This is a genomic window from Salinibacterium sp. dk2585 (assembly GCF_008001035.1).
Classification (GTDB): domain Bacteria; phylum Actinomycetota; class Actinomycetes; order Actinomycetales; family Microbacteriaceae; genus Homoserinimonas.
The window spans coordinates 2439726-2462360 of record NZ_CP042856.1; the positions used below are offsets into that span (position 1 = coordinate 2439726).

Annotated in this window: 26 protein-coding genes; 12 read left to right on the plus strand and 14 right to left on the minus strand. The window is 67.9% G+C overall.

The genetic code is table 11. The annotated features are described in order from the left end of the window. Nucleotides 1-495 (minus strand): flavin reductase family protein, encoded by a 495-nt coding sequence (locus FVA74_RS11495; protein ID WP_147722591.1) that lies wholly within the window; start codon nucleotides 493-495, stop codon nucleotides 1-3. A gap of 97 nt (nucleotides 496-592) precedes the next feature. On the opposite strand from FVA74_RS11495, the gene FVA74_RS11500 reads away from it, so the two are divergent. Further along, complete coding sequence (locus tag FVA74_RS11500; protein WP_147722593.1) at nucleotides 593-1159, plus strand: PadR family transcriptional regulator; 567 nt, start codon at nucleotides 593-595, stop codon at nucleotides 1157-1159. 117 nt (nucleotides 1160-1276) lie between these two features. On the opposite strand, the gene FVA74_RS11505 is transcribed toward FVA74_RS11500, so the two are convergent. The 6 genes from FVA74_RS11505 to FVA74_RS11530 form a co-directional block, all read right to left on the minus strand. Next, a complete protein-coding gene (locus tag FVA74_RS11505) occupies nucleotides 1277-2143 on the minus strand; it encodes a ribokinase (protein WP_147722596.1) in 867 nt (288 codons plus the stop codon). 2 nt (nucleotides 2144-2145) lie between these two features. Continuing rightward, nucleotides 2146-3504 carry an NtaA/DmoA family FMN-dependent monooxygenase gene (locus FVA74_RS11510; RefSeq protein WP_147722598.1) on the minus strand — a complete coding sequence of 453 codons (1359 nt, stop codon included), beginning with the start codon at nucleotides 3502-3504 and terminating at the stop codon, nucleotides 2146-2148. 54 nt (nucleotides 3505-3558) lie between these two features. After that, on the minus strand, nucleotides 3559-4392 hold the full coding sequence (locus tag FVA74_RS11515) for an ABC transporter permease (RefSeq protein WP_147722600.1): 834 nt from the start codon (nucleotides 4390-4392) through the stop codon (nucleotides 3559-3561). Beyond that, a complete protein-coding gene (locus FVA74_RS11520) occupies nucleotides 4392-5189 on the minus strand; it encodes an ABC transporter ATP-binding protein (RefSeq protein ID WP_147722602.1) in 798 nt (265 codons plus the stop codon). The genes FVA74_RS11515 and FVA74_RS11520 overlap by 1 nt, the downstream gene beginning before the upstream one ends. A 7-nt stretch (nucleotides 5190-5196) precedes the next feature. Then, the gene (locus tag FVA74_RS11525) at nucleotides 5197-6303 is read right to left on the minus strand and encodes an ABC transporter substrate-binding protein (protein WP_240792229.1); all 1107 of its coding nucleotides are present in this window, start codon (nucleotides 6301-6303) and stop codon (nucleotides 5197-5199) included. A 128-nt stretch (nucleotides 6304-6431) separates the two neighbouring features. Continuing rightward, complete coding sequence (locus FVA74_RS11530; RefSeq protein WP_147722604.1) at nucleotides 6432-7646, minus strand: acetyl-CoA C-acyltransferase; 1215 nt, start codon at nucleotides 7644-7646, stop codon at nucleotides 6432-6434. A 125-nt stretch (nucleotides 7647-7771) separates the two neighbouring features. Here FVA74_RS11530 and FVA74_RS11535 point away from each other — a divergent pair, with 125 nt between their 5' ends. The 5 genes from FVA74_RS11535 (at nucleotide 7772) to FVA74_RS11555 (ending at nucleotide 10336) form a co-directional block, all read left to right on the plus strand. Continuing rightward, nucleotides 7772-8254 (plus strand): glutathione peroxidase, encoded by a 483-nt coding sequence (locus FVA74_RS11535; RefSeq protein WP_147722606.1) that lies wholly within the window; start codon nucleotides 7772-7774, stop codon nucleotides 8252-8254. Nucleotides 8255-8262: 8 nt separating this feature from the next. After that, nucleotides 8263-8547, plus strand: a complete 285-nt coding sequence (locus FVA74_RS11540; protein WP_147722608.1) for a GNAT family N-acetyltransferase — start codon at nucleotides 8263-8265, stop codon at nucleotides 8545-8547. Between the two features lie 162 nt (nucleotides 8548-8709). After that, nucleotides 8710-9186, plus strand: coding sequence for a MarR family winged helix-turn-helix transcriptional regulator (locus FVA74_RS11545; RefSeq protein ID WP_147722610.1), 477 nt, complete (start codon nucleotides 8710-8712; stop codon nucleotides 9184-9186). A gap of 39 nt (nucleotides 9187-9225) precedes the next feature. Further along, entirely contained in the window at nucleotides 9226-9582 is a 357-nt protein-coding gene (locus tag FVA74_RS11550; RefSeq protein ID WP_240792230.1) for a tryptophan synthase subunit alpha, read from the plus strand. A gap of 40 nt (nucleotides 9583-9622) precedes the next feature. Then, entirely contained in the window at nucleotides 9623-10336 is a 714-nt protein-coding gene (locus FVA74_RS11555; RefSeq protein WP_147722612.1) for a histidine phosphatase family protein, read from the plus strand. Nucleotides 10337-10350: 14 nt separating this feature from the next. On the opposite strand, the gene FVA74_RS11560 is transcribed toward FVA74_RS11555, so the two are convergent. Further along, nucleotides 10351-10695 (minus strand): VOC family protein, encoded by a 345-nt coding sequence (locus tag FVA74_RS11560; protein WP_147722614.1) that lies wholly within the window; start codon nucleotides 10693-10695, stop codon nucleotides 10351-10353. A 56-nt stretch (nucleotides 10696-10751) separates the two neighbouring features. Here FVA74_RS11560 and FVA74_RS11565 point away from each other — a divergent pair, with 56 nt between their 5' ends. From FVA74_RS11565 to FVA74_RS11580, 4 genes are all read left to right on the plus strand, one after another. Further along, the gene (locus tag FVA74_RS11565) at nucleotides 10752-11015 is read left to right on the plus strand and encodes a mycoredoxin (protein ID WP_147722616.1); all 264 of its coding nucleotides are present in this window, start codon (nucleotides 10752-10754) and stop codon (nucleotides 11013-11015) included. A gap of 149 nt (nucleotides 11016-11164) precedes the next feature. Then, a complete protein-coding gene (locus FVA74_RS11570) occupies nucleotides 11165-12175 on the plus strand; it encodes a glutathione S-transferase family protein (protein ID WP_147722618.1) in 1011 nt (336 codons plus the stop codon). 35 nt (nucleotides 12176-12210) lie between these two features. Next, nucleotides 12211-14535, plus strand: a complete 2325-nt coding sequence (locus FVA74_RS11575) for a S9 family peptidase (protein WP_168220123.1) — start codon at nucleotides 12211-12213, stop codon at nucleotides 14533-14535. A 157-nt stretch (nucleotides 14536-14692) separates the two neighbouring features. Then, nucleotides 14693-15559 (plus strand): 3-methyladenine DNA glycosylase, encoded by an 867-nt coding sequence (locus tag FVA74_RS11580; protein WP_370454516.1) that lies wholly within the window; start codon nucleotides 14693-14695, stop codon nucleotides 15557-15559. A gap of 148 nt (nucleotides 15560-15707) precedes the next feature. On the opposite strand, the gene FVA74_RS11585 is transcribed toward FVA74_RS11580, so the two are convergent. From FVA74_RS11585 to FVA74_RS11600, 4 genes are all read right to left on the minus strand, one after another. Further along, complete coding sequence (locus tag FVA74_RS11585) at nucleotides 15708-16598, minus strand: DarT ssDNA thymidine ADP-ribosyltransferase family protein (RefSeq protein WP_168220124.1); 891 nt, start codon at nucleotides 16596-16598, stop codon at nucleotides 15708-15710. 87 nt (nucleotides 16599-16685) lie between these two features. Then, on the minus strand, nucleotides 16686-17378 hold the full coding sequence (locus FVA74_RS11590) for an endonuclease/exonuclease/phosphatase family protein (protein WP_147722622.1): 693 nt from the start codon (nucleotides 17376-17378) through the stop codon (nucleotides 16686-16688). 51 nt (nucleotides 17379-17429) lie between these two features. Continuing rightward, nucleotides 17430-18239 (minus strand): nitroreductase family protein, encoded by an 810-nt coding sequence (locus tag FVA74_RS11595; protein WP_147722624.1) that lies wholly within the window; start codon nucleotides 18237-18239, stop codon nucleotides 17430-17432. Then, nucleotides 18239-18748 (minus strand): hypothetical protein, encoded by a 510-nt coding sequence (locus FVA74_RS11600; protein WP_147722626.1) that lies wholly within the window; start codon nucleotides 18746-18748, stop codon nucleotides 18239-18241. Before FVA74_RS11600 ends, FVA74_RS11595 begins: the two co-directional genes overlap by 1 nt. Nucleotides 18749-18910: 162 nt before the next feature. Here FVA74_RS11600 and FVA74_RS11605 point away from each other — a divergent pair, with 162 nt between their 5' ends. Both FVA74_RS11605 and FVA74_RS11610 read left to right on the plus strand, forming a co-directional pair. Next, nucleotides 18911-19354 (plus strand): MarR family winged helix-turn-helix transcriptional regulator, encoded by a 444-nt coding sequence (locus FVA74_RS11605; protein WP_168220125.1) that lies wholly within the window; start codon nucleotides 18911-18913, stop codon nucleotides 19352-19354. 84 nt (nucleotides 19355-19438) lie between these two features. Further along, the gene (locus tag FVA74_RS11610; RefSeq protein WP_147722629.1) at nucleotides 19439-19870 is read left to right on the plus strand and encodes a MarR family winged helix-turn-helix transcriptional regulator; all 432 of its coding nucleotides are present in this window, start codon (nucleotides 19439-19441) and stop codon (nucleotides 19868-19870) included. On the opposite strand, the gene FVA74_RS11615 is transcribed toward FVA74_RS11610, so the two are convergent. Together FVA74_RS11615 and FVA74_RS11620 are read right to left on the minus strand one after the other, a co-directional pair. Further along, a complete protein-coding gene (locus FVA74_RS11615; protein ID WP_147722631.1) occupies nucleotides 19871-20800 on the minus strand; it encodes a J domain-containing protein in 930 nt (309 codons plus the stop codon). Nucleotides 20801-20812: 12 nt separating this feature from the next. Then, on the minus strand, nucleotides 20813-22579 hold the full coding sequence (locus tag FVA74_RS11620; RefSeq protein WP_147722633.1) for a DUF2207 domain-containing protein: 1767 nt from the start codon (nucleotides 22577-22579) through the stop codon (nucleotides 20813-20815). Nucleotides 22580-22635: the final 56 nt, after the last annotated feature.

Below are 22635 nucleotides of genomic sequence, written 5' to 3' on the forward strand. Positions count from 1 at the left end.
CTATGCGGACTGGAGTTCGCGAAAGCGGCTCTGGTGGAAGACGAGGGGTGCGACGTCAGGGAACAGCTCCGAGCGCACGACCTTGAGCAGCACCACCTCGTGGTCGCCTCCGGGAAAGCTCGAGTGAATCTCGCATTCGAGCCAGAGGGCGGCATCGTCGATCAGCACGGCGCCATGTTCCCCCGCCTGCCAGGGCACGTCGGCGAAGCGATCCACGCCGCGGGCAGACAGGGTGCGGCACACCGCGCCCTGCCCCGCGCCGAGGATGCTGAGGCCGAGCCGCTTGACGCTGGAGAGCGTCGGCCAGGTGGTGGAGGTGTTGGCGATGCAGACACCGACGAGCGCCGGGTCGAGCGAGACGGATGTGAAGGAGTTCACGGCGAGCCCGACGGGACGACCGTCGACAGATGCCGCCACCGCGACGACCCCGGTTGGGAAGAGTGAGAACGCCTGCCGCAGGGCCAGGGTCGGGTCATCCGTCGTCATGGTCATCATTCGCGCCCCTCAGGCTGCTAGTCAAGTTTGATTAGTACACTTAGGCTAACCTGTTGCACGGCCTTCGACAAGACCGCTTTGCACAGAGATGAGGACCATGTCGACCACCACCCGTCTCGTCATCCTGGGCGCCGTGCGACAGTTCCAGCCGGTGCACGGCTACTTCCTGCGCCGCGAACTGCTCAGCTGGCATGTCGACGAATGGGCCAACATCCAACCCGGCTCGATCTACAACGCGCTCCGCTCGCTCGAGAAGGACGGCTACGTGCAGGAGGACGGCACGACCTCCGAGGGCCGCCGCCCCGAGCGCACGACCTACCGCGTCACGCCGGAGGGCGAGACGGAGTTCCTGCGGATGCTGCGCCACGCACTCTGGAACGTCGAGACCTTCGACGTCAAGCCCGCCATGGCGCTGACGTCGTTCATGTATGCCCTCCGCCGCCAGGAGGTCATGGAGGCGCTTGAGCACCGCATCAAGGAGATCGACGCCCGCATCTCGAGCAACAACTACAACGTCGAGGACGTGCGCAACTCACCCTCGACGCCCGCGTACGTGCGCGAGATCTTCGAACTCTCGTCGGCGCGACTGCGGTCCGAGCAGACGTGGTCGCGCGACCTGCTCGGGCGACTGCAGGACGGCGAGTACACCTTCGCGGGCGAGTAGATCACGGCGCCGGCGCCCGGCGGTGTGCGGCTTTGGGGGCGCCGCGCGAGATAGAGCCTGCGCACCGCCACCACACGCGCGCGCTCTCCGCCGCGCACCCCTCGATAGCGCGCCGACCTACGCCCCGAGCATCCGCTCGATCGCCTCGAGCGACAGCTGCTCGACCTGCGCGCCGAGATGCTGCGCCGTGATGGCCCCGGCGGCGGATGCCCGTCGCAGCGCCTGCGCGATGTCGTGACCCTGGGCAAGCGACGCGACGAGGGCCCCGCAGAACGCGTCGCCCGCACCCGTCGTGTCGACCGCCTCGATGGGAAACGCCGCAACCTGCCCCGAGTCACCCTCGGAGCGCCAGACGGCCCCCTTCTCGCCGAGCGTCATGACGACCGTGCGGGGCCCCGCCGCCACCAGGTGGTCGAGCCCGCCAAGGTCTCGCGCCTCGGATTCGTTGACGACGAGGATGTCGACGTGCGCCAGCAGCGATGGACGGAACGCTGTCGTCGGGGCAGCATTCAGCACTGTCACGGCACCCGCCGCACGCCCCGCTGAGAGGGCCGCCTCGACGGCATCCGCTGGCACCTCAAGCTGGGCGAGCACGACACCAGCGCCCTTGACGGCGGCCGCAGCATCCCTCGCCGTCAGCGAGCCGTTGGCACCCTGCGACACGATGATCGCGTTGCCCGAGTCGGGGAGCACGGTGATGTGCGCAAGCCCGGTCGGAAGGGACGAATCGACGCCGAGCATCCGGTCGTCGAGGCCCGCCGCGCGCAGGTGCGAGCGCAGGAAGGCACCGTCACCGTCGTCACCGACGCCTCCACAGAAGCGCACCTGTGCGCCCGAGCGCGCCGCCGCGACGGCCTGATTGAATCCCTTGCCGCCGGGGAGGCGAGCGATCGCCTCCCCCAGCACCGTCTCCCCGACCGCGGGCAGGCGGTCGACACCCACCATGAGGTCGAGGTTGATGCTGCCGACGACAACGACGTCCATGGCTACGAAGCGGTGACGCGTGCCGCACGGAAGCGCGCAGCCGGGTGGTCATCGCCCAGGGTCGGCGCGGTGCCGATGAGGCGCTCGCGCAGCGTCTCGCCTTCGTACTCGGATGCCGCGACGCCCCGCTCCCGCAGGATCGGCAGCACGTGGTCGATGAAGTCGCGGGTCGAGCCGGGCTGCACGAGCGGCGTCAGGAGGAAGCCGTCGAGGTCGGCCGTCTCGGCGCGCATGCACATCTCGTCGGCGACCTGCTCGGCCGTGCCAACGAAGGGGGTGCCGCGCACGCCCTTCTCATGCCAGTCCTTGAGCACGTCGCCCACCGTGAGTCCCGCGAAGCGCGAGATCTGCGTCTGCGAGAGCTCCGTGTGAAGGTCGGTCATGGGCGTCGCGGGGTCGTATGAGGAGAGGTCGAGGCCCGTGAACATCGCGTAGGAGGCAACCGCGACGGCGGGGTCCTGCGCGTCGAGCACCGCCTGATGCTTCGCCTTGGCCTCCTCCTCGGTCGCGCCGATGACGCACGAGAAGGCCGACATGATCTTGATCGACTCGGGAAGGCGACCCTGGTTCACGGCCTCAGCACGGATGCCGCGCACCTGCTCCGCCATCTTCTCGATCGACGATCCGCCGAGGAAGATCGCCTCGCCGTGCGTGCCACCGAAGCGCACCCCGCGGTCGGAGGATCCGGCCTGGAAGAGCACGGGCGTGCCCTGCGGCGAGTAGGAGGTCTGGCCGTAGCCATCCGACTTGAAGTACGGGCCCTCGTGCGTGATGCGGTGCACCTTGGCAGGGTCGGCGAAGCGGCCCTGCTTGTCGCGCTCGAGCGCGTCGGGCTCCCACGAGCCCTCCCACAGCTTGTAGACGAGGTCCATGAAGTCGTCGGCCATGTCATAGCGGTCGTCGTGCGCGACCATGGGAATGCCGAAGGCACCCGCCGCGGTCTCCGCGGTTCCGGTCGTCACGACGTTCCAGCCGACGCGGCCCTTCGAGATGTGGTCGAGGGTCGCCATGCGGCGGGCGAATGCGTAGGGCTGCTCCAGCAGGGTCGAGCCCGTGATGACGAGGCCCAGCTGCGAGGTGGATGCCGCGAGTGCCGCGGCGACGATGGCCGGGTCGAGGCGAGGCAGGTCGAGGCTCTCGGTGACCGTGACATCCGGCCGCTGCCCATTGACCTCGGACCAGCCCCACGCGTCGGCGAGGAAGACGAAGTCGAGCTTGGCGTCCTCACACATGCGGGCGATCTCAAGCCAGTAGTCGAGGCGGTCGAAGTGGTCGCGCTTGTTCTCGGGGTGGCGCCACGTAGCGGTTCCGGAGTCGTTGGCCTGGGCGTTTTCGAACAGGCCGAATCGCAGTTTCTTCACGGTGTTTCCTTGAATGTGGAGAGAGGTGTCCCCTTGGACCAGGGGACGGTGACGTCAGCGGGAGACGACCTCGCCGTCGCTCCACCACAGGGCGCGCTTGCGCACGAGGGAGAGGAGCGAGACGAGGAGCACACCGAGCACGCACAGGAGCACGATGCTCGCCCACGTCACGGGAAGGTTCGCCTGAGCGGCCGAGATGGTCACGAGTGACCCGAGGCCGGCCTGCTGGCCGGCGGCGACGAATTCGGCGACAGCCGCACCGACGACCGCGAGGGGCAGCGACACGCGAAGCCCCGCGAAGACGAACGGCATGCTGCCGGGGAACCGCAGTTCCCTGAAGATCTCCCAGCGGCTCGCGTGCAGCGTCCGCAGCACGTCGAGGGCCTTGGGGTCGACCTCGCGGAGGCCTGCGAGGGAGTTCACGAGCATGGGGAAGAAGACGACGAGCGCCGTCACGATGTACTTGGGCATCATCCCGAAGCCGAAGGCAACGACGAGCGCCGGGGCGATGGCGACGATCGGGGTCACCATGATGACGACGAAGAGCGGCATGACGGCCCGCTCGAGAATCTCGAACTCAGCCATGACGACCGCGATGAGGAACCCGGCCAGGATGCCAGCGGCCGCGCCGATCGCGACCTCCTGCAGCGTCACCAGGAAGTTGACGCCATACATCTGTGGGTCGTCGATCAGGCTCATGACGATGCCGTCGATCGTGGGGATCACGTAGGGGTTCGCGATCGCCGTGACCTGCCACAGGGCGCCGAACACGATGAAGGTGATGGCGGGCGGCAACCAGATGCGCCAGCCGAGGCCCGGCTTGCGACGCTTGGTGGCCACCGCGGCGACGGATGCCACGGCCTCGGTCTCGGTCATGTTGTCTGACATCACAGTCCTCCCATGACGCGGCGCAGGCTCGTGCGAACCCTTGCCTCAAGGTCCCTGAATTCGTCGGTCGCGTAGAGCTCCTCGCCACGCGGGCGCGGAAGGTCGACGGGGATGATCTCGGCGATGCGGCCCGGGTGCGCCGCCATGACGACGATGCGGTCGGACAGGATGATCGCCTCGGGCACGGAGTGCGTGACGAACATGACGGCCTTGCGGTTGGACTGCCAGAACTCGAGGAGTCCCATCCGCTGCTGGTCGCGGTTCATCTCGTCGAGCGCCGAGAAGGGTTCGTCCATGAGGAGCACGCTCGGGTCGAAGACGAAGGCGCGAGCGATCGCGGCACGCTGCTGCATGCCACCCGAGAGCTGCGAGGGGTACTTGTCGACCGCGTGGCCGAGGCCGAACGATTCGAGCAGCTCGCGGGCATCCCGCGTCGCACGCCCCGCGTTCGTGCCCTTATTGACCCGCATCGGCAGGGTCACGTTGTCGAGCACTGTGCGCCACGGCAGCAGGGCGGGAGCTTGCGGAACCAGCCCGATCATCTTGTTGCGCGTTGCCGCGGTGACCGACTCGCCGTCGATCGTGACGTTGCCCTCGTCGGCGTCGAGCAGGCCGGCGACGACCTTCAGCAGGGTCGACTTGCCGCAGCCGCTCGGCCCGATGACGGAGACGAACTCGCCCATGCGGATGTTCAGGTCGACGTCCTGCAGCACCGTGCTGCGGGCATCCGTTGGCCCGAAGCTCTTGCCGACGCCACGGATGCTGACGCCTCCGTCATGCACGTTCGTCTCCGTCATCGTCGGGTCACTCCCCCGGCCAGATGAGGGTGCCGTTGTCGTAGAGGTCGGCGACCAGGTCGGCATCCATCATGTCCTCGATCGCGGGGAGGTTCTTGACGCCGCCGTACTGCTCGACGAGCTTGTACTCCTGCTCCCACTGCTCGACCGTCTGCACGCCGGGTGCGAGGTCGGGGTTGCTCGTGACCCAGGTCGATTCGACGTTCCAGGTGCGCTCGAGCTGCTCGCGTGGGAAGGCGGAACCCTGGCCGTTCTCCTCGGCGAGCTTGCTGATCATGTCGATGCACTCGTCGGAGTTCGCCAGGCAGTGCTCGAGCGCCTTGAGGCTCGCGCGCATGAAGTCGGCGGCGACCTCGCGGTTCTCCTCGAGGAACTTGGTGTTGACCTCCATGACGTTGTAGGTGCCGTTGACTCCCTCGTCAGCGGGGAAGAATTCGCTGAACTCCTCGCCCATCGCGCGCAGCGTTTCGGGCTGGTTCGACGCGTAGCCGACGATCGCGTCGACCTGCCCGCGCGTGACGACGGTCGGGTCGTAGTTGGTCATCTTGACCAGTTCGACCTTGGACACGTCGACGCCGGCGTTGTCGAGCATGGCGGATGCGATGGGCGTCAGGTTGATGAAGTAGCCGAGCTTCTTGCCCTCGAGGTCCCCCAGGCTCTTGACGTCCTTGTGGGCGAAGATCGAGAACGGCGAGGTGCTGCCGTAGGTCGCGATGGCCGTGAGGTTGTCACTGTTGGCTGCGGCGAGCATCACATCGGATGCCGAACCGAGCGCGGTGAACTGTGCCTGGCCCGAGGAGACGAGCTGCTGGCCGTTCGCGCCGGATGCGTTGATCTCGACGTCGAGGCACAGGTCGTCGAAGAAGCCCATCTCCTCGGCGAGGAAGACATCCATCTGGCCCGCGCTGGCCGAGTAGCCGTAGCCGGAGATGTAGGTGATGGTGCCGGCGTCGCGGTTGCGCTCGCACTCCTCCTGACTGAGGAGCGAGTCGCTCGGCTCGGCCGGTTCCGCGTCACCTCCGGCGCAACCGGTGAGCACAAGAGCGGCGGCAGCGAATACGCTGGCGATCGATACTGCGCGGCGCTTTGCACCGCTGGCAAGAAGAGCTTTCACGGGAGGTTCCTTCCTCGGGCCGGGTCCGTCATTGGATGGCAGGGCAAAGCTAACACGGTCAAGATTGAATACTCAACCTTGTCGGTTCGCGAAATGGACCGAGGAAGGCCCCCCGTTTTGGGCTGCAGTTAGACGCGTTCGATGATCATCGAGGTGCCCTGCCCCACACCGACGCACATGGTCGCGAGGCCGCGCTTGGCATCCTCACGCTCCATGCGCCCGAGGAGCGTCACGACGAGGCGCGACCCGCTGGAGCCGAGCGGATGCCCCAAAGCGATCGCGCCGCCATTGCGGTTCACGATCTCAGGGTCGATGCCGAGCCCGCGCACCGTCGCGAGCGACTGGGTCGCGAAGGCCTCGTTGAGCTCGACGGCACCGAACTGGTCGACCGTCATGCCCGTGCGGTCGAGCAGCTTCTGCGTCGCGGGGATCGGGCCGATGCCCATGACGGGCGGCGCGACACCCGCCGAGGTGCCGGCGACGATGCGGGCCCGTGCCGCGAGGCCGAACTTCTCGACAGCGCGCTCCGATGCGACGACGATTGCCGAGGCACCGTCGTTGAGCGAGCTCGAGTTGCCGGCCGTGACGACACCGCCGGGCTTGACGACGGGACGCAGCCCCGCGAGCACCTCAGCGGTCGTGCCCGCGCGCGGCCCCTCATCCGTGTCGACCACAGTGTCGCCCTTGCGACCCTTGACCGTCACGGGAACAATCTCGTCCTTAAAGTAACCCCCCTCGATCGCGGCGAGCGCGTTGGCGTGCGAGCGAACGGCGAAGGCGTCGGCGTCCTCGCGGGAGATTCCGTAGACCTCAGCCACCTCCTCACCCGTCTCGGGCATCGACAGCGTGAACTTGTCATCGCGCGACAGGTCGCCACCCTTCGCGAAGCGGGGGTTGACGAAGCGCCATCCGATCGAGGTGTCGAAGGTCTGGCCAGGCTTCGCGAAGGCCTTGTCAGGCTTCTCCATCACCCAGGGCGCGCGGCTCATCGACTCAACACCGCCTGCGACGACGATGTCGGCGTCGCCCGAGCGGATCATCTGCGAGGCGAGCACGATCGCACTGAGGCCGGATGCGCACAGGCGGTTGACCGTCAGGCCGGGCACGTGGTCGGGGAAGCCTGCGAGCAGCCATGCCATGCGGGCGACGTTGCGGTTCTCCTCGCCGGCACCATTGGCGTTGCCCATGATGACCTCGTCAACGTCGGCGGGGTCGATGCCCGCGCGCGTGACCGCCTCCTTGATCACCAGCGCCGCCAGGTCGTCGGGGCGCACGGAGGAGAGCGCGCCCCCATAGCGACCGACGGGGGTGCGGGCGCCGCCGATGAGGAAGGCTTCAGTCATGGGTCTGGGTCCTTACGTGAGGTGCGAGAGATGCAGCGTTCCATTGTCTCAACCGGATGCGGCGGCCACCAATTCCCCACCCCGGCTGAATGCAGACACGCAGCGCCCGGTCGTATGCTCACCCCATGACCCTCACGGAGATCCCCCTCACGCGACTCGACGGCACGGTCGAGCGCTTCGCCGACTACGCCGACAAGGTCGTGCTCGTCGTCAATGTCGCATCCCGCTGTGGGCTCGCACCCCAGTACGAGCAACTCGAGGAGCTCCAGCGCAAGTACGGTGAACGCGGCTTCACGGTGCTCGGCTTCCCCAGCAACCAGTTCGCGCAGGAGCTCAAGAGCAGCGACGATATCGCGGAGTACTGCTCCACGACGTGGGGCGTCACCTTCCCGATGATGGAAAAGACGAAGGTCAACGGGGGCAAGAAGCATCCGCTCTATGCCGAGCTGCACAAGGCGAAGGACTCGGCCGGACTCGCCGGACCCATCCTCTGGAACTTCGAGAAGTTCCTCGTGCTGCCGAACGGCGAGGTGCACCGCTTCCGTCCCACAACCAAGCCAGACGACCCCGCCATCATCGAACTCATCGAAGCCAACCTGCCGAACTAGGAGGCACCATGTCCGAGAAGTTCAGTCACGAAGCGGATGCCCACCGCTACACGCTGCGCATCGACGGCGAGCTCATCAGCGTGCTCGACTACGCGCCAGGCGGCGACCGCGTCTCGTTTACGCGCACCTATACAAGCCCCGCCCATCGCGGCAAGGGCTACGCGGCCAAGGTCACGGAGTACGCCGTCAACGATGTCGAGGCGCAGGGCGGCAGGCGCATCGTGCCCATGTGCTGGTTCGTGGGGCAGTGGTTCGACGAGCACCCCGAGCGCGCCGAACTGCTCGCGCGATAGCGAACCGCCGCGAGTCGCGACTACTTGACGAGCGAGAAGTCGCCCGTGAGGGCGTCGCCGAGGGCGGATGTCGTCGCGCTGATCGGCTGGGCCACAGCCGCGCCCTTCTCGGCGCGGCAAGGCTAATTGGTTGTCGTGTCAACTATCGATAGAATGGCGGGCATGGAGGAGACGCCCTGGCTCGACGACGAGCAGCTGCGCGCCTGGAAGCGCCTCATCGCGGTCGTGGAACAACTGCCCGGCATCCTCGACACCCAACTGCAGCGCGACTCCGGCCTCACCCACTTCGAGTACTACGTGCTCGCCATGCTCTCCGAGGCCACCGAGCGCACCCTCCGCATGAGCGCACTCGCCGAACGCACCAACGCAACGCTCCCGCGGCTTTCACACGTGGTCGCGCGACTCGAAGCGCGGGGTCTCGTCGAGCGTCGCCGCTGCGAGGAGGACAAGCGCGCCACCAACGCGGTGCTCACAGAGGCCGGCTGGCAGAAGGTACTCGAGACGGCACCCGGCCACGTGCGCACCGTGCACAGCAGCGTCATTGCGCCCCTCTCCCCCGAGCAGGTCGCGCAGCTCGACGGCATCGCTACCGCAATCCTCGGCCGCATCGCCCCCGGCAGGCCACTGCCCGAAGCCTGATCGCACGTCGCTGCCAGCCTGCCGTCGTAGTGTGGAACGATGACAGAGCGCGGCCCGCACCCCGAACAGGCCAGGCCTGAGCGGATGCCGCGCGGTGGCGCCAGCCTTGAAGTGCTGCGCGCCGAGGCTCACCAGGAACTCGACACCGTCATCGAGGAGCGACTGCTCGGTGGCGAAGACCCGTGGAACTTCATGGAAGAACTGCCCAGCGTCGACGAGATGGTCGTCTACCTCCTTCGCGCCGACGCGATCAACGCCAACGACGGCGTGCTCCCCTCGCCAACCCGCGAGTACCGGGTGATGCGGCAGATCGCGCTCGAGCATCCGGCCCTCACCCCGACGGTGTGGCGCATGCTCGAGGCAGACGGCACCCTCAAATCCCGCGGAGCGGCATAGTCACCCGCCGTTCATGACCGCTGGCTAGGCTGGCCACACCATGCGACTCCACCTCATCCGCCACGGGCAGACACCGGCCAACGTGCTCGGGCTACTGGACACTGCACACCCCGGCCCCGGGCTGACCGAGCTCGGACACGAGCAGGCGCGCCGCATCCCCGCTCAGCTGGATGCCATCGACGCGCTCTACACCTCGGAACTCGTGCGCACACACCTGACGGCTGAGCCCCTCGCCGCGACGCGCGGCCTCAACCGCACCACCCTGCCAGGCCTCCACGAGATCGAGGCGGGCGACCTCGAGGGCCGCAGCGACCGCGACGCCGTCATCACATACCTCAAGACGACCTTCGCGTGGGGCATCGGCGAACTCGACGCACGCATGCCCGGCGGACCGAGCGGGCGCGACTTCTTCGAGCGCTACGACGCCGACATCGAGACAATCCTCGGCAGTGGGGCAGATTCCGCGGCCCTCGTCAGCCACGGCGCCGCCATCCGCGTCTGGGTGGCCCGCCACGCACGCAACGTCGCCACCTCCTTCGCCGCCGAACACAAGCTCGAGAACACGGGCATCGTCGTCATGGAGGGCTCCTTCGCGGAAGGGTGGACCCTCCGCCGCTGGCAGGAGACCCTCGTCGACGAACTGACGGATGCCACAGGTCCCGACCCCACGGCAGAAACCCTCGAGACGGTCGTCGGTTCAGAGCAGGCCGACCGTCTCGTGCACGAGAACGCGCGTCAGGTGGCCGGTGAGTAGCCGGCGCCTCGCGGCTACCCGCGCGCGCTGAGCACGCAGAACTCGTTGCCCTCGGGGTCGGCCATGACGACCCAGGTCGAGTCGCCCTGGCCCACGTCGGCGCGGGTCGCCCCGAGCTCCTCGAGGCGCGCAACCTCGGCCGCCTGATCGTCGGGCACGAAATCGAGGTGCAGGCGGTTCTTGACGACCTTCTCGTCGGGGGTGTCCAAGAAGAGGAGCGTCGGGCCGCCAGCGGGGTTCCTGATCTCGACGCCCTCCTCCTCATCGACGATCTCCCAGCCGAGGGCATCCGCCCACCAGTGGCCAAGCTTCTTGAAGTCGTGGCAGTCGACGACGACCTGTTCCCATCTGAGTGACATGGGGCGAGGATACGCCCGTCCAGCCGCCGCTGACAGTGCTCGCATACGCTGGACCCATGACCACCAAGACCGACTACAGCCCCGCCGAGGGCATCACCATGTTCAGCACCACCTGGTGCGGCTACTGCCGCAACCTGAAGGGGCAGCTCGACCGTGAGGGCATCCCGTACACGGAGGTGAACATCGAGCAGGTCGAGGGCACTGCCGAACTCGTGGCATCCGTCAACGGTGGCAACCAGACGGTGCCGACCGTGATCTTTCCCGACGGCTCGACCGCGACGAACCCCTCGCTCGCGGACGTGAAGGCGCGGCTCGCCTGACGCCCGGCGTCTCTCCCTGGCACGCATGACTGCTTTTCGGGCAAATGACTGTGCCGCGGCGCAGTCATTTGCCCGAAAAGCAGTCATGCGCGTCGCGGAAGGTGCGGGCGACCGAGACGGGATGTCGCGGCCGGGGTAGCGTCGGGAGCATGAGCCAAGACCACACCCCGAGTTACGTGACGCCCGGCCAGGAGTTCGACCGCGACACCAACTACATCGAGGACCGCATCACGCGGGACGGTCGCGACGACTGGCCCGTCGAAGCGGGACGCTACCGCCTCGTCGCCGCCCGGGCCTGCCCCTGGGCGAACCGCACCACGATCGTGCGCCGCCTCCTGGGGCTTGAGGATGCCATCTCGCTCGGACTGCCGGGACCGACGCACGACAAGCGCTCGTGGACCTTCGACCTCGACCCCGACGGCCGAGACCCGGTGCTCGGCATCGAGCGCCTGCAGGAGGCATACTTCCAGCGCTTCGCCGACTACCCGCGCGGCATCACGGTGCCCGCCATTGTGGATGTACCCAGCGGGATGGTCGTCACCAACAACTACCCGCAGATCACCCTCGACTTCTCCACCGAATGGGTCGAGCACCACCGGGAGGGCGCGCCCGACCTCTACCCCTTGGCACTTCGGGACGAGATCGACGAGGTCGCCGAACTGATCTTCCACGACGTCAACAACGGCGTCTACAAGTGCGGCTTCGCGGGCAGCCAGAAGTCCTACGAGCGGGCCTACGACACCCTCTTCGCCCGGCTCGACTGGCTCGAGGACCGCCTGTCGCGGCAGCGCTACCTCGTGGGTGACACGATCACCGAGGCAGACATCCGTCTCTTCACGACGCTCGTGCGCTTCGACGCCGTCTACCACGGGCACTTCAAGTGCAACCGCAACAAGCTCAGCGAGATGCCGGTGCTGTGGGCGTATGCGCGCGACCTGTTCCAGACGCCCGGCTTCGGCGACACGGTCGACTTCGAGCAGATCAAGGCGCACTACTACGTGACGCACGTCGACATCAATCCCACGCAGATCATTCCCAAGGGCCCGGATGTCTCGGGCTGGCGCACCGAGCACGGCCGCGAGCAGCTCGGGGGCCGCCCCTTCGGCGACGGCACCCCGCCGGGACCGCCGCCCGCCACCGAGCGAGTCCCGGGCTTCTGATCTCTCGCTGAGACGTGTCCTGCGATAGTGGAGGGGTGACTTCCGCAGACGCCAGCCCCGCAGCATCCGCCCCGCTCGCGACGATCGCGACCGAGCCGCCCGTAGCGCTCAAGCGCCCGAGCGAGCGAGCACACCACGGCGACACCTTCGTCGACGACTACGAGTGGCTGCGCGAGAAGGAGAGCGCAGAGGTCGTCGCGCACCTTGAGGCCGAGAACGCCCACACGGATGCCGCGACCGCGCACCTGGCAAGCCTGCGCGAGAAGCTCTTCCAGGAGATCAAGGGCCGCGTCAAGGAGACCGACCTCGGCGTGCCCGTGCGGGAGGGCGTCTGGTGGTACTACAGCCGCACGGTCGAAGGCCAGCAGTACGCGCTGCACTGCCGCGCCCCGATCGCGAGCCCCGACGACTGGACGACGCCCGCCCTCCCCGACGACGGCTCCGGCCTGCCGGGCGAGCGGGTGTTGCTCGACGACAACGCCGAGGCGGATGGCCACGACTTCTACTCGCTCGGCAGCTTCGACGTGTCGGGCGACGGTTCCCTCATGCTGTGGGCGGTCGACGTCGTCGGTGACGAGCGCTACACGCTGCGGCTGCGGCCCCTGGCGACGGATGATTCGGGCGACAGTCGCCCCGAACCATCCGAGGTGCCCGGGCCGGTCGACACCCCCGCGCCGCCGCCCGAGGAGGTCATCGAGGGCATCGCGCCCGGCGCCTTCTTCGACGCGACGGGACGCTACGTCTTCTACACGACTGTTGATGATGCCTGGCGCCCCGACACCGTCTGGCGGCACGAGGTGGGCACGCCGGCGAGCGCGGACGTCAAGGTGTTCCACGAGCCCGACGACCGCTATTGGGTCGGCGCTGGCCTCACCCGCAGTCGCCGCTACCTCGTCATCCAGCTGGGCTCCAAGATCACGAGCGAGGCGCACGTGCTCGACGCGAGTGACCCGACCGGCGAGTTCCGGGTGGTGTGGCCGCGGCGCGAGGGCGTCGAGTACTCGATCGAGCACGCGATCATCGACGGCGAAGACCGGCTGCTCATCATCCACAACGATGGGGCCCTGGACTTCGAGCTGGTGGATGTCGCGGCATCCGACCCGCTCGGCGAGCGCCGCGTGCTCGTTCCGCACCGGCCGGGCATCCGTCTCGAGGATGTGGACGCCTTCGCGACACACCTCGTGCTCGAGTACCGGCGCGAGGCGCTGCCGAGGGTCGGTATCGCGCGCCTCGGCGGGGTGAGTAGCGCGGTTCGCTCAGAGCCGGCCGCGCGAACCGCGCCGATCGAGCCTGCGAGGGAGGACAGCGCCACATCGAAACCCGCACCCGAGGGTTTCGATACCGTCGCTGAGCGATTTACTCAGCCCGCGTTCGAAGAACTCGACTTCGACGAAGAACTCTTCTCCGCCGGCGCCCGCGGCAATCCCGAGTGGACCCAGCCGACCGTGCGCTTCGGCTACACAAGCTTCGTGACGCCCAGCACGGTGAGCGAGTACACGGTCGCGACCGGCGAGATCCGCGTACTCAAGCAGCAGCCGGTGCTGGGCGGCTACGACCCCGCCGACTATGTGCAGCGCCGCGAGTGGGCGACCGCCGAGGATGGCACGCGCATCCCGATCTCGCTCGTGCACCGTCGCGACGTGACCCTGGAGAATGCGCCGACGCTGCTCTACGGCTACGGCTCCTACGAGCACAGCATCGACCCGGCCTTTTCGATCGCGCGGGTCAGCCTGCTCGACCGCGGCGTCGTCTTTGCGGTCGCGCACGTGCGCGGCGGCGGCGAGATGGGCCGCGACTGGTACGAGCATGGCAAGACGCTCACGAAGCGCAACACTTTCACCGACTTCGTCGCGTGCGGGCAGCACCTCGTCGACACGGGCGTGACGACGCCCGAGCGGCTCATCGCGGAGGGCGGCAGCGCCGGCGGCCTGCTCATGGGCGCCGTCGCGAACCTCGCACCCTCGCTCTTCGCGGGTATCGTCGCGGCGGTTCCCTTCGTCGACCCGCTGACAAGCATCCTGGATCCCGAACTGCCGCTGACGGTCGTCGAGTGGGACGAGTGGGGCAACCCCCTCGCCGACCCCGAGGTCTACGCCTACATGAAGTCGTACTCGCCCTACGAGAACGTGGCGGATGTCGCGTACCCGCGGATTCTCGCCGTCACAAGCTTCAACGACACCCGTGTGCTCTACGTCGAGCCGGCCAAATGGGTGGCGCGCCTCCGCGAGGTGGGGGCCCCTGTGCTGCTCAAATGCGAGATGGAGGCGGGTCACGGCGGTGTGAGTGGACGCTACAAGGCGTGGCAGGAGCGCGCGTGGGAACTCGCATGGATGCTCGACGTGTGGGGCATCCGTGACTGATGCCCCCTTTCCGAACTCAGGAGTTGGCCCTCCCTTCTCAGGAGCCGGCTTTCCCAACTCAGGAGCCAGCGGTCCCAACTCAGTAGCCAGCTTTCCCAACTCAGAAGCCAGCGTTCCTAGTTCAGGAACGGCCCTCCTGAGTTCTGGAACCGATCTCCTGAATTCGGAAAGCCAGCTCCTGCAGTGGGAAAGTTGGCGGGGTCGCGAGCGGGAGCACCAGGCGCGGGCCGACGCGCTGACCGCCCGGTGGCGCGCGCGGCAGCAGTCGGGCTCGAAGCATCCCGTCGACGACTTCCTCTTCACGTACTACCCGGTGCGCCCCGCGACCCTGCGCCGCTGGCACCCGGGAGCGGGCGTCACGCTCGAGGGCGCCGCGACCAAGGAGCGCGCCGCCTGGAAGTGGTACCTGGTCGAGGGTGACGACGTGCGCGTCGACACGGCGGCGCTGCTCGCCCAGCGCGAGTCCAGCATCCGCTTCATCGTGTCGCTGCTGCAGAAGACGGCGACCCGACAGGCGAACTTCGGATGCTTCGGGCTGCACGAATGGGCCATGGTGTACCGCTCAGACGAGACCCGTCACGAGGTGCCGCTGCGGCTCGGTGGCGCGGGCACGAACGAGGTCGTCGAGGGACACCGCATCGCGTGCAGCCACTTCGATGCGTTCCGCTTTTTCACGCCCGAGGCGGTGAGCCGAAACCGGCTTGTACCGAGCCGCGACAACCAGCCCGAACTTGAGCAGCCCGGCTGCCTGCACGCGGGCATGGACGTCTACAAGTGGGTCACGAAGCTCGGCCCGCTCGTGCCCGGCGAGGTGTTGCTCGACGCCTTCGAGTTGGCGCGCGACATCCGCCAGCTCGACATGCGCGCATCGCCGTATGACCTGCGCGAGTGGGGTTACCAGCCGGTCACTATTGAGACGCCCGAGGGCAAGGCGGAGTATGTGCGCGAGCAGCGCGGCTTCGCCGAGCGCGGCAATGCGCTCCGGGAGCGCGTCATCGCGGCGGTCGTTCCCCTGTTGGGCTGAACGTCCTGCCGGCCGCCCACCGCCCCCGCTCGCCACGCGGGAGTTGGCTTTTCCAGTACTCAGGAACTCCTGAGTTGGGAAAGCGAACTCCTGAGTTGGGAAAGCGAACTCCTGAGTTGGGAAAGCTGGCTCCTGAGTTGGGAAAGGGCTAGGAGCGAACGAACCAGGGCGGGTACACGGCAACGCGGATGTTGACGCCCGCGTCAGCCAGCACCGCCTTGACCTCATCGCGCGCCTTGGAGTTGGCGACGCCGATGAGGGAGATCGCCTCGATCGGCACGGGTCCGGCCACGAGCAGTTCAACGCCGGCGAGGGGTCGCTCGTCACCGTCGAGCGCCTCGATCGCGATGAGTCGACGCAGTTCGCGCCGGAGGGCGACAGGGTCGGCCGTCATGGGGGCGGTGGGGGCGGATGCCTCGTCGAGCGCGAGCACGAGTGGTGCCGCCTTCTCGATCTCGGCGACGGTCGTGGCGAGCATCACGTAGTCGCCGACCGAGCTCGTGCGCGCGGCTGCGCTGAGGCGGGGGTCGGGAGTGCCCGAGCGGATGTCGCCCCACAGCCCCGATTCGGGCGTTGCGAAGAAGGGCACGCAGTCGGCGACGACGCTGGGTGCTGATTCCTCGGCCTCGACGGCATCCGTGCCGGTTTCGGCCGAGGCCGCGAGTCCGGCGGCGGCCTGCGCGGGCGCGGTAACCGCCTCAGGGAGTGTCGCCGCGCGCCGCTGCTCGCGGTGCGAGGGCGAACTGATGTCGATGTTGGGCTCGACCGAGTTCGCGGGGAGCAGCGCACCCCTCTCGGCGATGCCGGCGAGGTTGCGCACGTGCGTCAGGTGGAACACGCGGTGCGCCTCGACGTTGATGGGCTTGTCGACGGGGGCACCCGGGGCGCGCTTCGCGATCGCGGGGCGCGCGGGGCGCGGTGCCCCTGCGGAGGCGCGGGGCGTGCGGGCCTTGGTGACCTTCGGCGGTGCAGCGGGCGCGGGCTTGGGCGAACAGATGTCGCAGAGTTCTTTATCGAGTCCGTGGATGCATTCGCTCACGCCGGGGGGCCTTTCGTCTCGGCATCCGCTGGGGCTAGGGCTGCCACTTCCAGAGTACGCGGCCCACAGACTCCCCGGCGACCGGGCTCAGGCGCTCTTGGCCTGCGCGGCCTCTCGATAGGTGGCGGTGACGAGGATCGGCATGTGGTCGGATGTGCCGCGCGGCAGCGTCTCGACGCTGCCGATCTCGAGCCCCATCGAGGTGGCGAGGTCGAAGTGTCCTCGGAAGAACTTGTAGCGCGTGTAGGTGCGCGTGTCACTGAGCGTGAGGTCGTAGCCGTTCTCGCCGACCCGCCGCGTGAGCTGGTTCTTGAAGACCGGGTAGTTGTAGTCGCCGACCATAAGAGTGGGCAGACCAGGGCCCATGGCGTGCAGTTGCTCGTGCGCGACCCGGATCTGCTCGCGTCGCAGCGAGTTGAGGGCGGTGAGCGGTGCGGCGTGGAAGGAGGCGACCACGACCTCGCAGTCGTGCTTGAGGTCGACGAGGCGACTGCCGAGCAGGCGCTCGTGGGCGGGCTTCAGGAGGTGGTCGTGGAGCGACTTCTTGAGTTCGAATGCCTTCGTCTCGGTCGCCGTGAAGCGATCGCGACGGTAGTAGACGGCGAGGCCGAGCCGGTTGCGCCTCGTCGCATCGGCGAGGTGCATGCCGCCCACCTCGGCGGGAAGTTCGGCCGTGTCTGCCTCCTGCAGGCACATCAGGTCGAGGTCGTGTTCCTCGGCGAGCGCCTCAATCTCCCCCACCGCGCGGTGCTTGCGCAGGTTATAACTGACGACTTTCACTGCATTCCTCAATTGCCGGTGTTGCGGGACGGAGCTGGAGTGGCATCCACTCTATTCCGGTGAGGTGGGTGCTTCGTCCCACCCAGTTCGGGGCGTGCTGCAGCTCTCAGCGAAGACGTATTGGGAGGGCAGCTTGCGCTCGTGGCTGGTCCAGTCGATCGCGGGCCTGCGCTTGTCCTCCGGCACGTACCCGAGCCGGTAGACCGCCATGAGTTCGAGGTCGCCCGGCACTTCGAGCAGGCGTTCAATCTCGGCCCAGCGCCCCGGCACCTCCATGGGGAAGGAGACGAACTGGATGCCCATCCCGAGTTCGACGGTGGCGAGCCAGACGTTCTCCATGGCCGCGCCCATGCTGAAGACCGAGTAGAAGGAGGAGAGTTCGCCTGGCCGGTATTCGCTGCGATCGAGCAGCACGGCCATGAGCAGCGGTGACCCTGCGACGAGCTTGCGGTTCTCGGCACCGAGCGTCTGCGGCACGTGCAGCGAGTTCATGAGCTTCTGCCCGCGCGGCGTGAACGCCTGCGAGGTGAAGGGCCGAAGGGCCGCCGGCATCCTGTCGAAGAGCATGCCGCTGCGCTTCTCGGCCATCTCCTTCTTCGAGAAGCGGAAGTAGGGCTTGTAGCGCTCGAAGAAGGTGCCGTTCGACATGGCCTCGGTCATGCTCTCGCCGCTGATGCGCGCAATGGTCTCGATCGTGTCGCGGTTCTCGATGAGCACGAACCGCCAGGGCTGGGAGTTGAGTTGCGAGGGCGCGCGGCCGGCGAGCTCGACGAGGAGCCGCTGGTGCTCCTCGGAGATGGGGTCGGGCAAGAAGGGGCCGTTGGTGGTCTTGCGGCGGCGGATGGCGTCGAACAGTTCCACTACCCGCGCCGCTTCCGTCCCGCTGCCGGCGTCGTGCGCTTCTCCTTGCGCTTCTTGGCTCCGGCAACACCGGCGATGACGCCAGCGACCACATAGAAGGGCGCGGCGGTGAGGGCGACGATCGGATGCAGCGGGCTGCGGGCATCCACGGCGGAGAGGACACCGAGCGGCACGAGCGCGGGAAGCAGCACCCACGAGGCGAGCTTGCCCTTGTTCTTTCGCTTGTTGCCGGCTCCCTGGGGGCGCACCGGGGGAAGGCTCGCGCCGGCTTCCCGCCCCGCGATGACACCGCGCGGCTTGCGCGCGATGGCGCTGCGGGCGGAGAGCACGAGCGGACCGAGCCCGTTCCAGACCACGAGCCCTGTGAGGCCCAGCGTCGAGATGTAGAGGGCGTGGTGAATCCAGCGGGCGCTGCTCGTGTCGACGACCTTGGTCGCGACGCCGAGGCCGAGACTCGCGTTCGCGGCATAGCTGATACAAGCGGCTGAGGTGAGCTTTGCGGTGTCCATGTCCTCCTCATGATCGACTCGAATGCCCACCCTGGATCATTTTCCCGGCTGGCGTTCAGACAAGCGGGATCCCTTGGCGTTACCCATCGCCGTGCCGAACAACCTGCAATACAGTGCACGCACGCCCCACCGCGCTCACGCCGTGCTCGAAGGAGCCTGAAGATGGACAACAGCAAGCTGCCGCCGCCCTACCGCACACCCCGGCTGCGCAGGCTGCTCCACGTCCACAGCACGCTCTGGTACGAGCACGTGTCCACCGAGATCACCTCGGTGCAGTACGTCGTGCTGTGGTGCCTCCATCACCACGGGGATCAGCCCCAGCGCGAGCTGCTCCGGCTCGCGCAGATCGACAAGTCCTCGCTCGCTGAGCTGCTGCGCCGCATGGAGCAGCAGGGCAACATCACGACCGCACGGGATCCCGACGACAAGCGATGCAAGACCGTCTCGATCACCGAGAAGGGGCGGCGCATCCACGACGAGCTCTCGACCGGCGCGGACCTCATCAACGACATGATGGCGAGCGGCCTGACGGCGGCTGAACTGAAGCAGTTCGACGCCACCCTCGAGAAGCTGCTCACCTCCGAGGTCATCCGGAGCGTCAACTAGCCGCTTGGGCGCCTGGCACTACAGTGATCGGAGATCGTCCGTACACGCGACGATTGGCCAGATCACGATGAAGTGTGGGGGAACATGACGGCGCCCGTCCCGTACCGAAGCCTCGCCATCAGGCGCGCGCTCCAGACCCACACGGCCCTCTGGCACGAACACGTCTCGAGCGAGACCACCTCTGTGCAGTACGGGGTGCTCTACTTCCTCAACGAGCACGGTGAGCTCGGCCAACGACAGCTCATGGACCTCACGCAGCTCGACAAGTCCTCGCTCGCGGAACTCCTGCGCCGCATGGAAGGCCAGGGCAGCGTCGAGACCCGTCGCGACGGCGACGACAAGCGCCGCAAGACCGTCACCATGACGAAGGAGGGCCGAGAACTCTTCGAGCAGCTGCGCCCTGCCGCGCTCCGGGTGAATGAGATGCTCACCGGCAACCTGAGCGACACCGAGAGGCAGTCACTCGATCGCCTGCTGGCGAAGATCGTCGACGACGGGGAACGCGCCGCCAGCTGATCAGGTGAAGCGGATGCTGGACTGCAGCCGCGTGCGCACCTCGAACAGTTCCGTGCCGCCGATCAGTGGCGCGTCGGCAAGGTCACCCCGCAGCACGCCTGGCAGGCGCGAACGCTGCACGACCGCACTCGTGACGCCGCGCATCCGGCCGACGGTCAGAGCCTCGTCGATCGCGTCGTCCGGCACGACGACGACGAGGTTCGTGAACTTGACCTTGGCGGCCCTCGCGACCGACTTGGCCCGCAGCGACAGGGAATGGAGCGGCCGCTCCCCCGGCGCAAGCGCCTCGCCCACGATCTCGTTGCGCTTGACCCGCACGGGCGAGCCCCAATCCTCAGACTGCACCGCGAAGAGCCCGCTCGGCCCGAGCACGACATGGTCGAGCTTCGACGCCCACGGGTCGCCCGCGGCATCCGTCGCCACGTCATGCCAGACCGTGTAGGCGATGCCGAGCTCGGCCGCCTGCGCCGCCGTCGCCTCCTCCGCGAGGGCGTTCGCGAGCAGGTGGCGGATGTCGCGGGGCGCCGACCGCACGAGTGCGGGGTCATACGGGTCTGGCAGGGCGGCGCCTCGGCCGGCCCACTCACGCATCAGGTCGAGGTAGTGCTCACGGCTGAGCCCGCCGGGGTGCCCGTAGGTGCGCGCCTGGGGGCGGCTCTCGGAGGTTCGCCGCGGCGCGGCTGGAGCCCATGTCGCATGGCTCTGTGCGTTGCGGCTGGGGCGACCGCGATCGTAGGCCGCCCGGTCGACCGGCGTGCCGAGCTGTTCCCACGCGCGCTGCACGTCGTGGAAGCGCTTCGCGTCGCCGCCCGTGTCGGGGTGCGTCTCGCGCAGCATCCGCCGGTATGCCTTGCGCAGCTCCTCGTCGCTCGCGCTCGGCGCGACGCCGAGCACCTCATAGGGCGACGGGTTCAGCGGGCTGGGTGGCACCGGTCCAGAGTACTAGCGGCCACCTCCACCGCCGCCGCCACCGCCACCGCCCGAGACGGCGCCGCCAGTCGAACCGCCCGAGGAGGAGCTGAAGCTGGACGTCGCGCTCGTGCTGACGCTCCCGATGCTCGAGGCGAAGACGGCCGCATTGAAGGGGCCCGAGCCGACGTACCAGTCGGGTGTGCTGCCCTGCTCCTGGTAGTAGCGCCCGAGCTCCTCCGCCCACTCCTTCTCATGGCCGAAGAGCATTGCGTAGGGCAGCAGCTTCTCGTTGAGCTTCACGATCTGGGCCGTGTCGTCGGTGGCGATGGGTTCGCGGAGGGCGCCCTGGGGCGACTGCAGGTAGCGCAAGCGGTCTGCCTCCGCGAGTTCGATGTAGTCCTTGAGGCCCTTCATGTGGTCGCGCACTGCCACCCCGCGCTCGTCGAGGGGAGTCTTGATGAGCGGCATGAAGGACGAGGCTCCCACGATGAGCGAGAGGGCAAGCGCGACACCGGGCCATCCGCCGCCGTAGGCGAGGTCGAGCGAGACCGCCGCGAAGATGATGCCCGCCACCATGGCAACAGCGTTGAAGATCAACACGGGCACGACGGCCTTGCCCGGGTACTTGCGCCGGTAGCCCTCCTCCACGAGCTGCTTGCCGACCCGCTCATAGAGCTTGCCGAGCTTCTTGGTCGCCTTCTCGTCCTGTTTGTCGAGGTCGCGGTGCTCTCCCGGCGTGAGGGTCGCGCCGAAGAGCGCGTGCAGGAACTCGCGTTCGTACTCGTCGACGCCATCCGCCGTCACGAACTGGAGGCGGTACCTGGGCTTCTTGATGAGGGGCGACATCCCCGCCTCGATGACACGGATGCGACGGGCGACCGCGAGCGCGATGATCTGCGCCGGCGTGGCTTTGGCGCCCGCACCCACCACGAAGGCTGACTTCACGAGGGGCTCGCCTGGTGGTGGGCCGTATTCGGGCACGATGATGCCGCGCCCCGGAGCATCCGCCAGCCGCGTCCGACGCACGTGGAAGGCCCACAGCAGCGCGACGACCGTGCCGGCAGCGCCGACGAAGGAGAGCGTCGGCCAGGGCGCGTCGAAGAAGCCGCTCGGGCGCTCGGTGAAGGTGTCAGGCTCGAAGCCGACCGCGATGGTGAGGCCCTCATACGGCCCCACGTTGCGCGCCTCGAAGTTGAGACCGTCGATCTCGGCCGGCTTCGCCTGGCCCTCCGCACCCCAGACGGCAGCGACGTTGCCCGTGAGCTTCTCTTCGAGGCCCGGCTCAAGGTGGAGGGTCGCGCTCACGACGCCGAACGGCTGCGGCCACTCGAGACCGTTCACGTCCCAGTAGAACTCGTCCGAGTCCGTGTCGGGGTAGTAGCGGTTCGCATTGACCATCGTGTACTCGATGACGTAAGTCTGCTCGCCCTGCACGTAGTCGTCGCCGCCGAGGGCGAGCTCGATGCCGCCGTCGACATCCTCTTCCTCGTATTCGACCGGTGCACCCGTCTCGTCAGTGACTGACACGACGGTCGGATGCGTCGGCAGGCCGTTGTAGCGGTCGGGGATGGTGCGCAGGATGCCGCGGTTCTGGTCGAAGTCGGGGAACTCCGCCACGATCGTCTCGACCACACGCAGCGTCGCGCGACCCTCCTCATTCGTGCCGAGGTAGTAGTCGGCGTGGAAGCTTTCGAACTCGAAGTCTTCAACGCCGGCCTGCGCCGCTTGGACGGGTGCCGACCACACCCCGAGCAGGGCGAGGGCGGTGACGGCGAGCACGGAGAGGAAACGTCTCATACACGCCACGATAGGCGCGCAGCACCCGCTCCGCGTCAACCGATCGGCCGACGCCG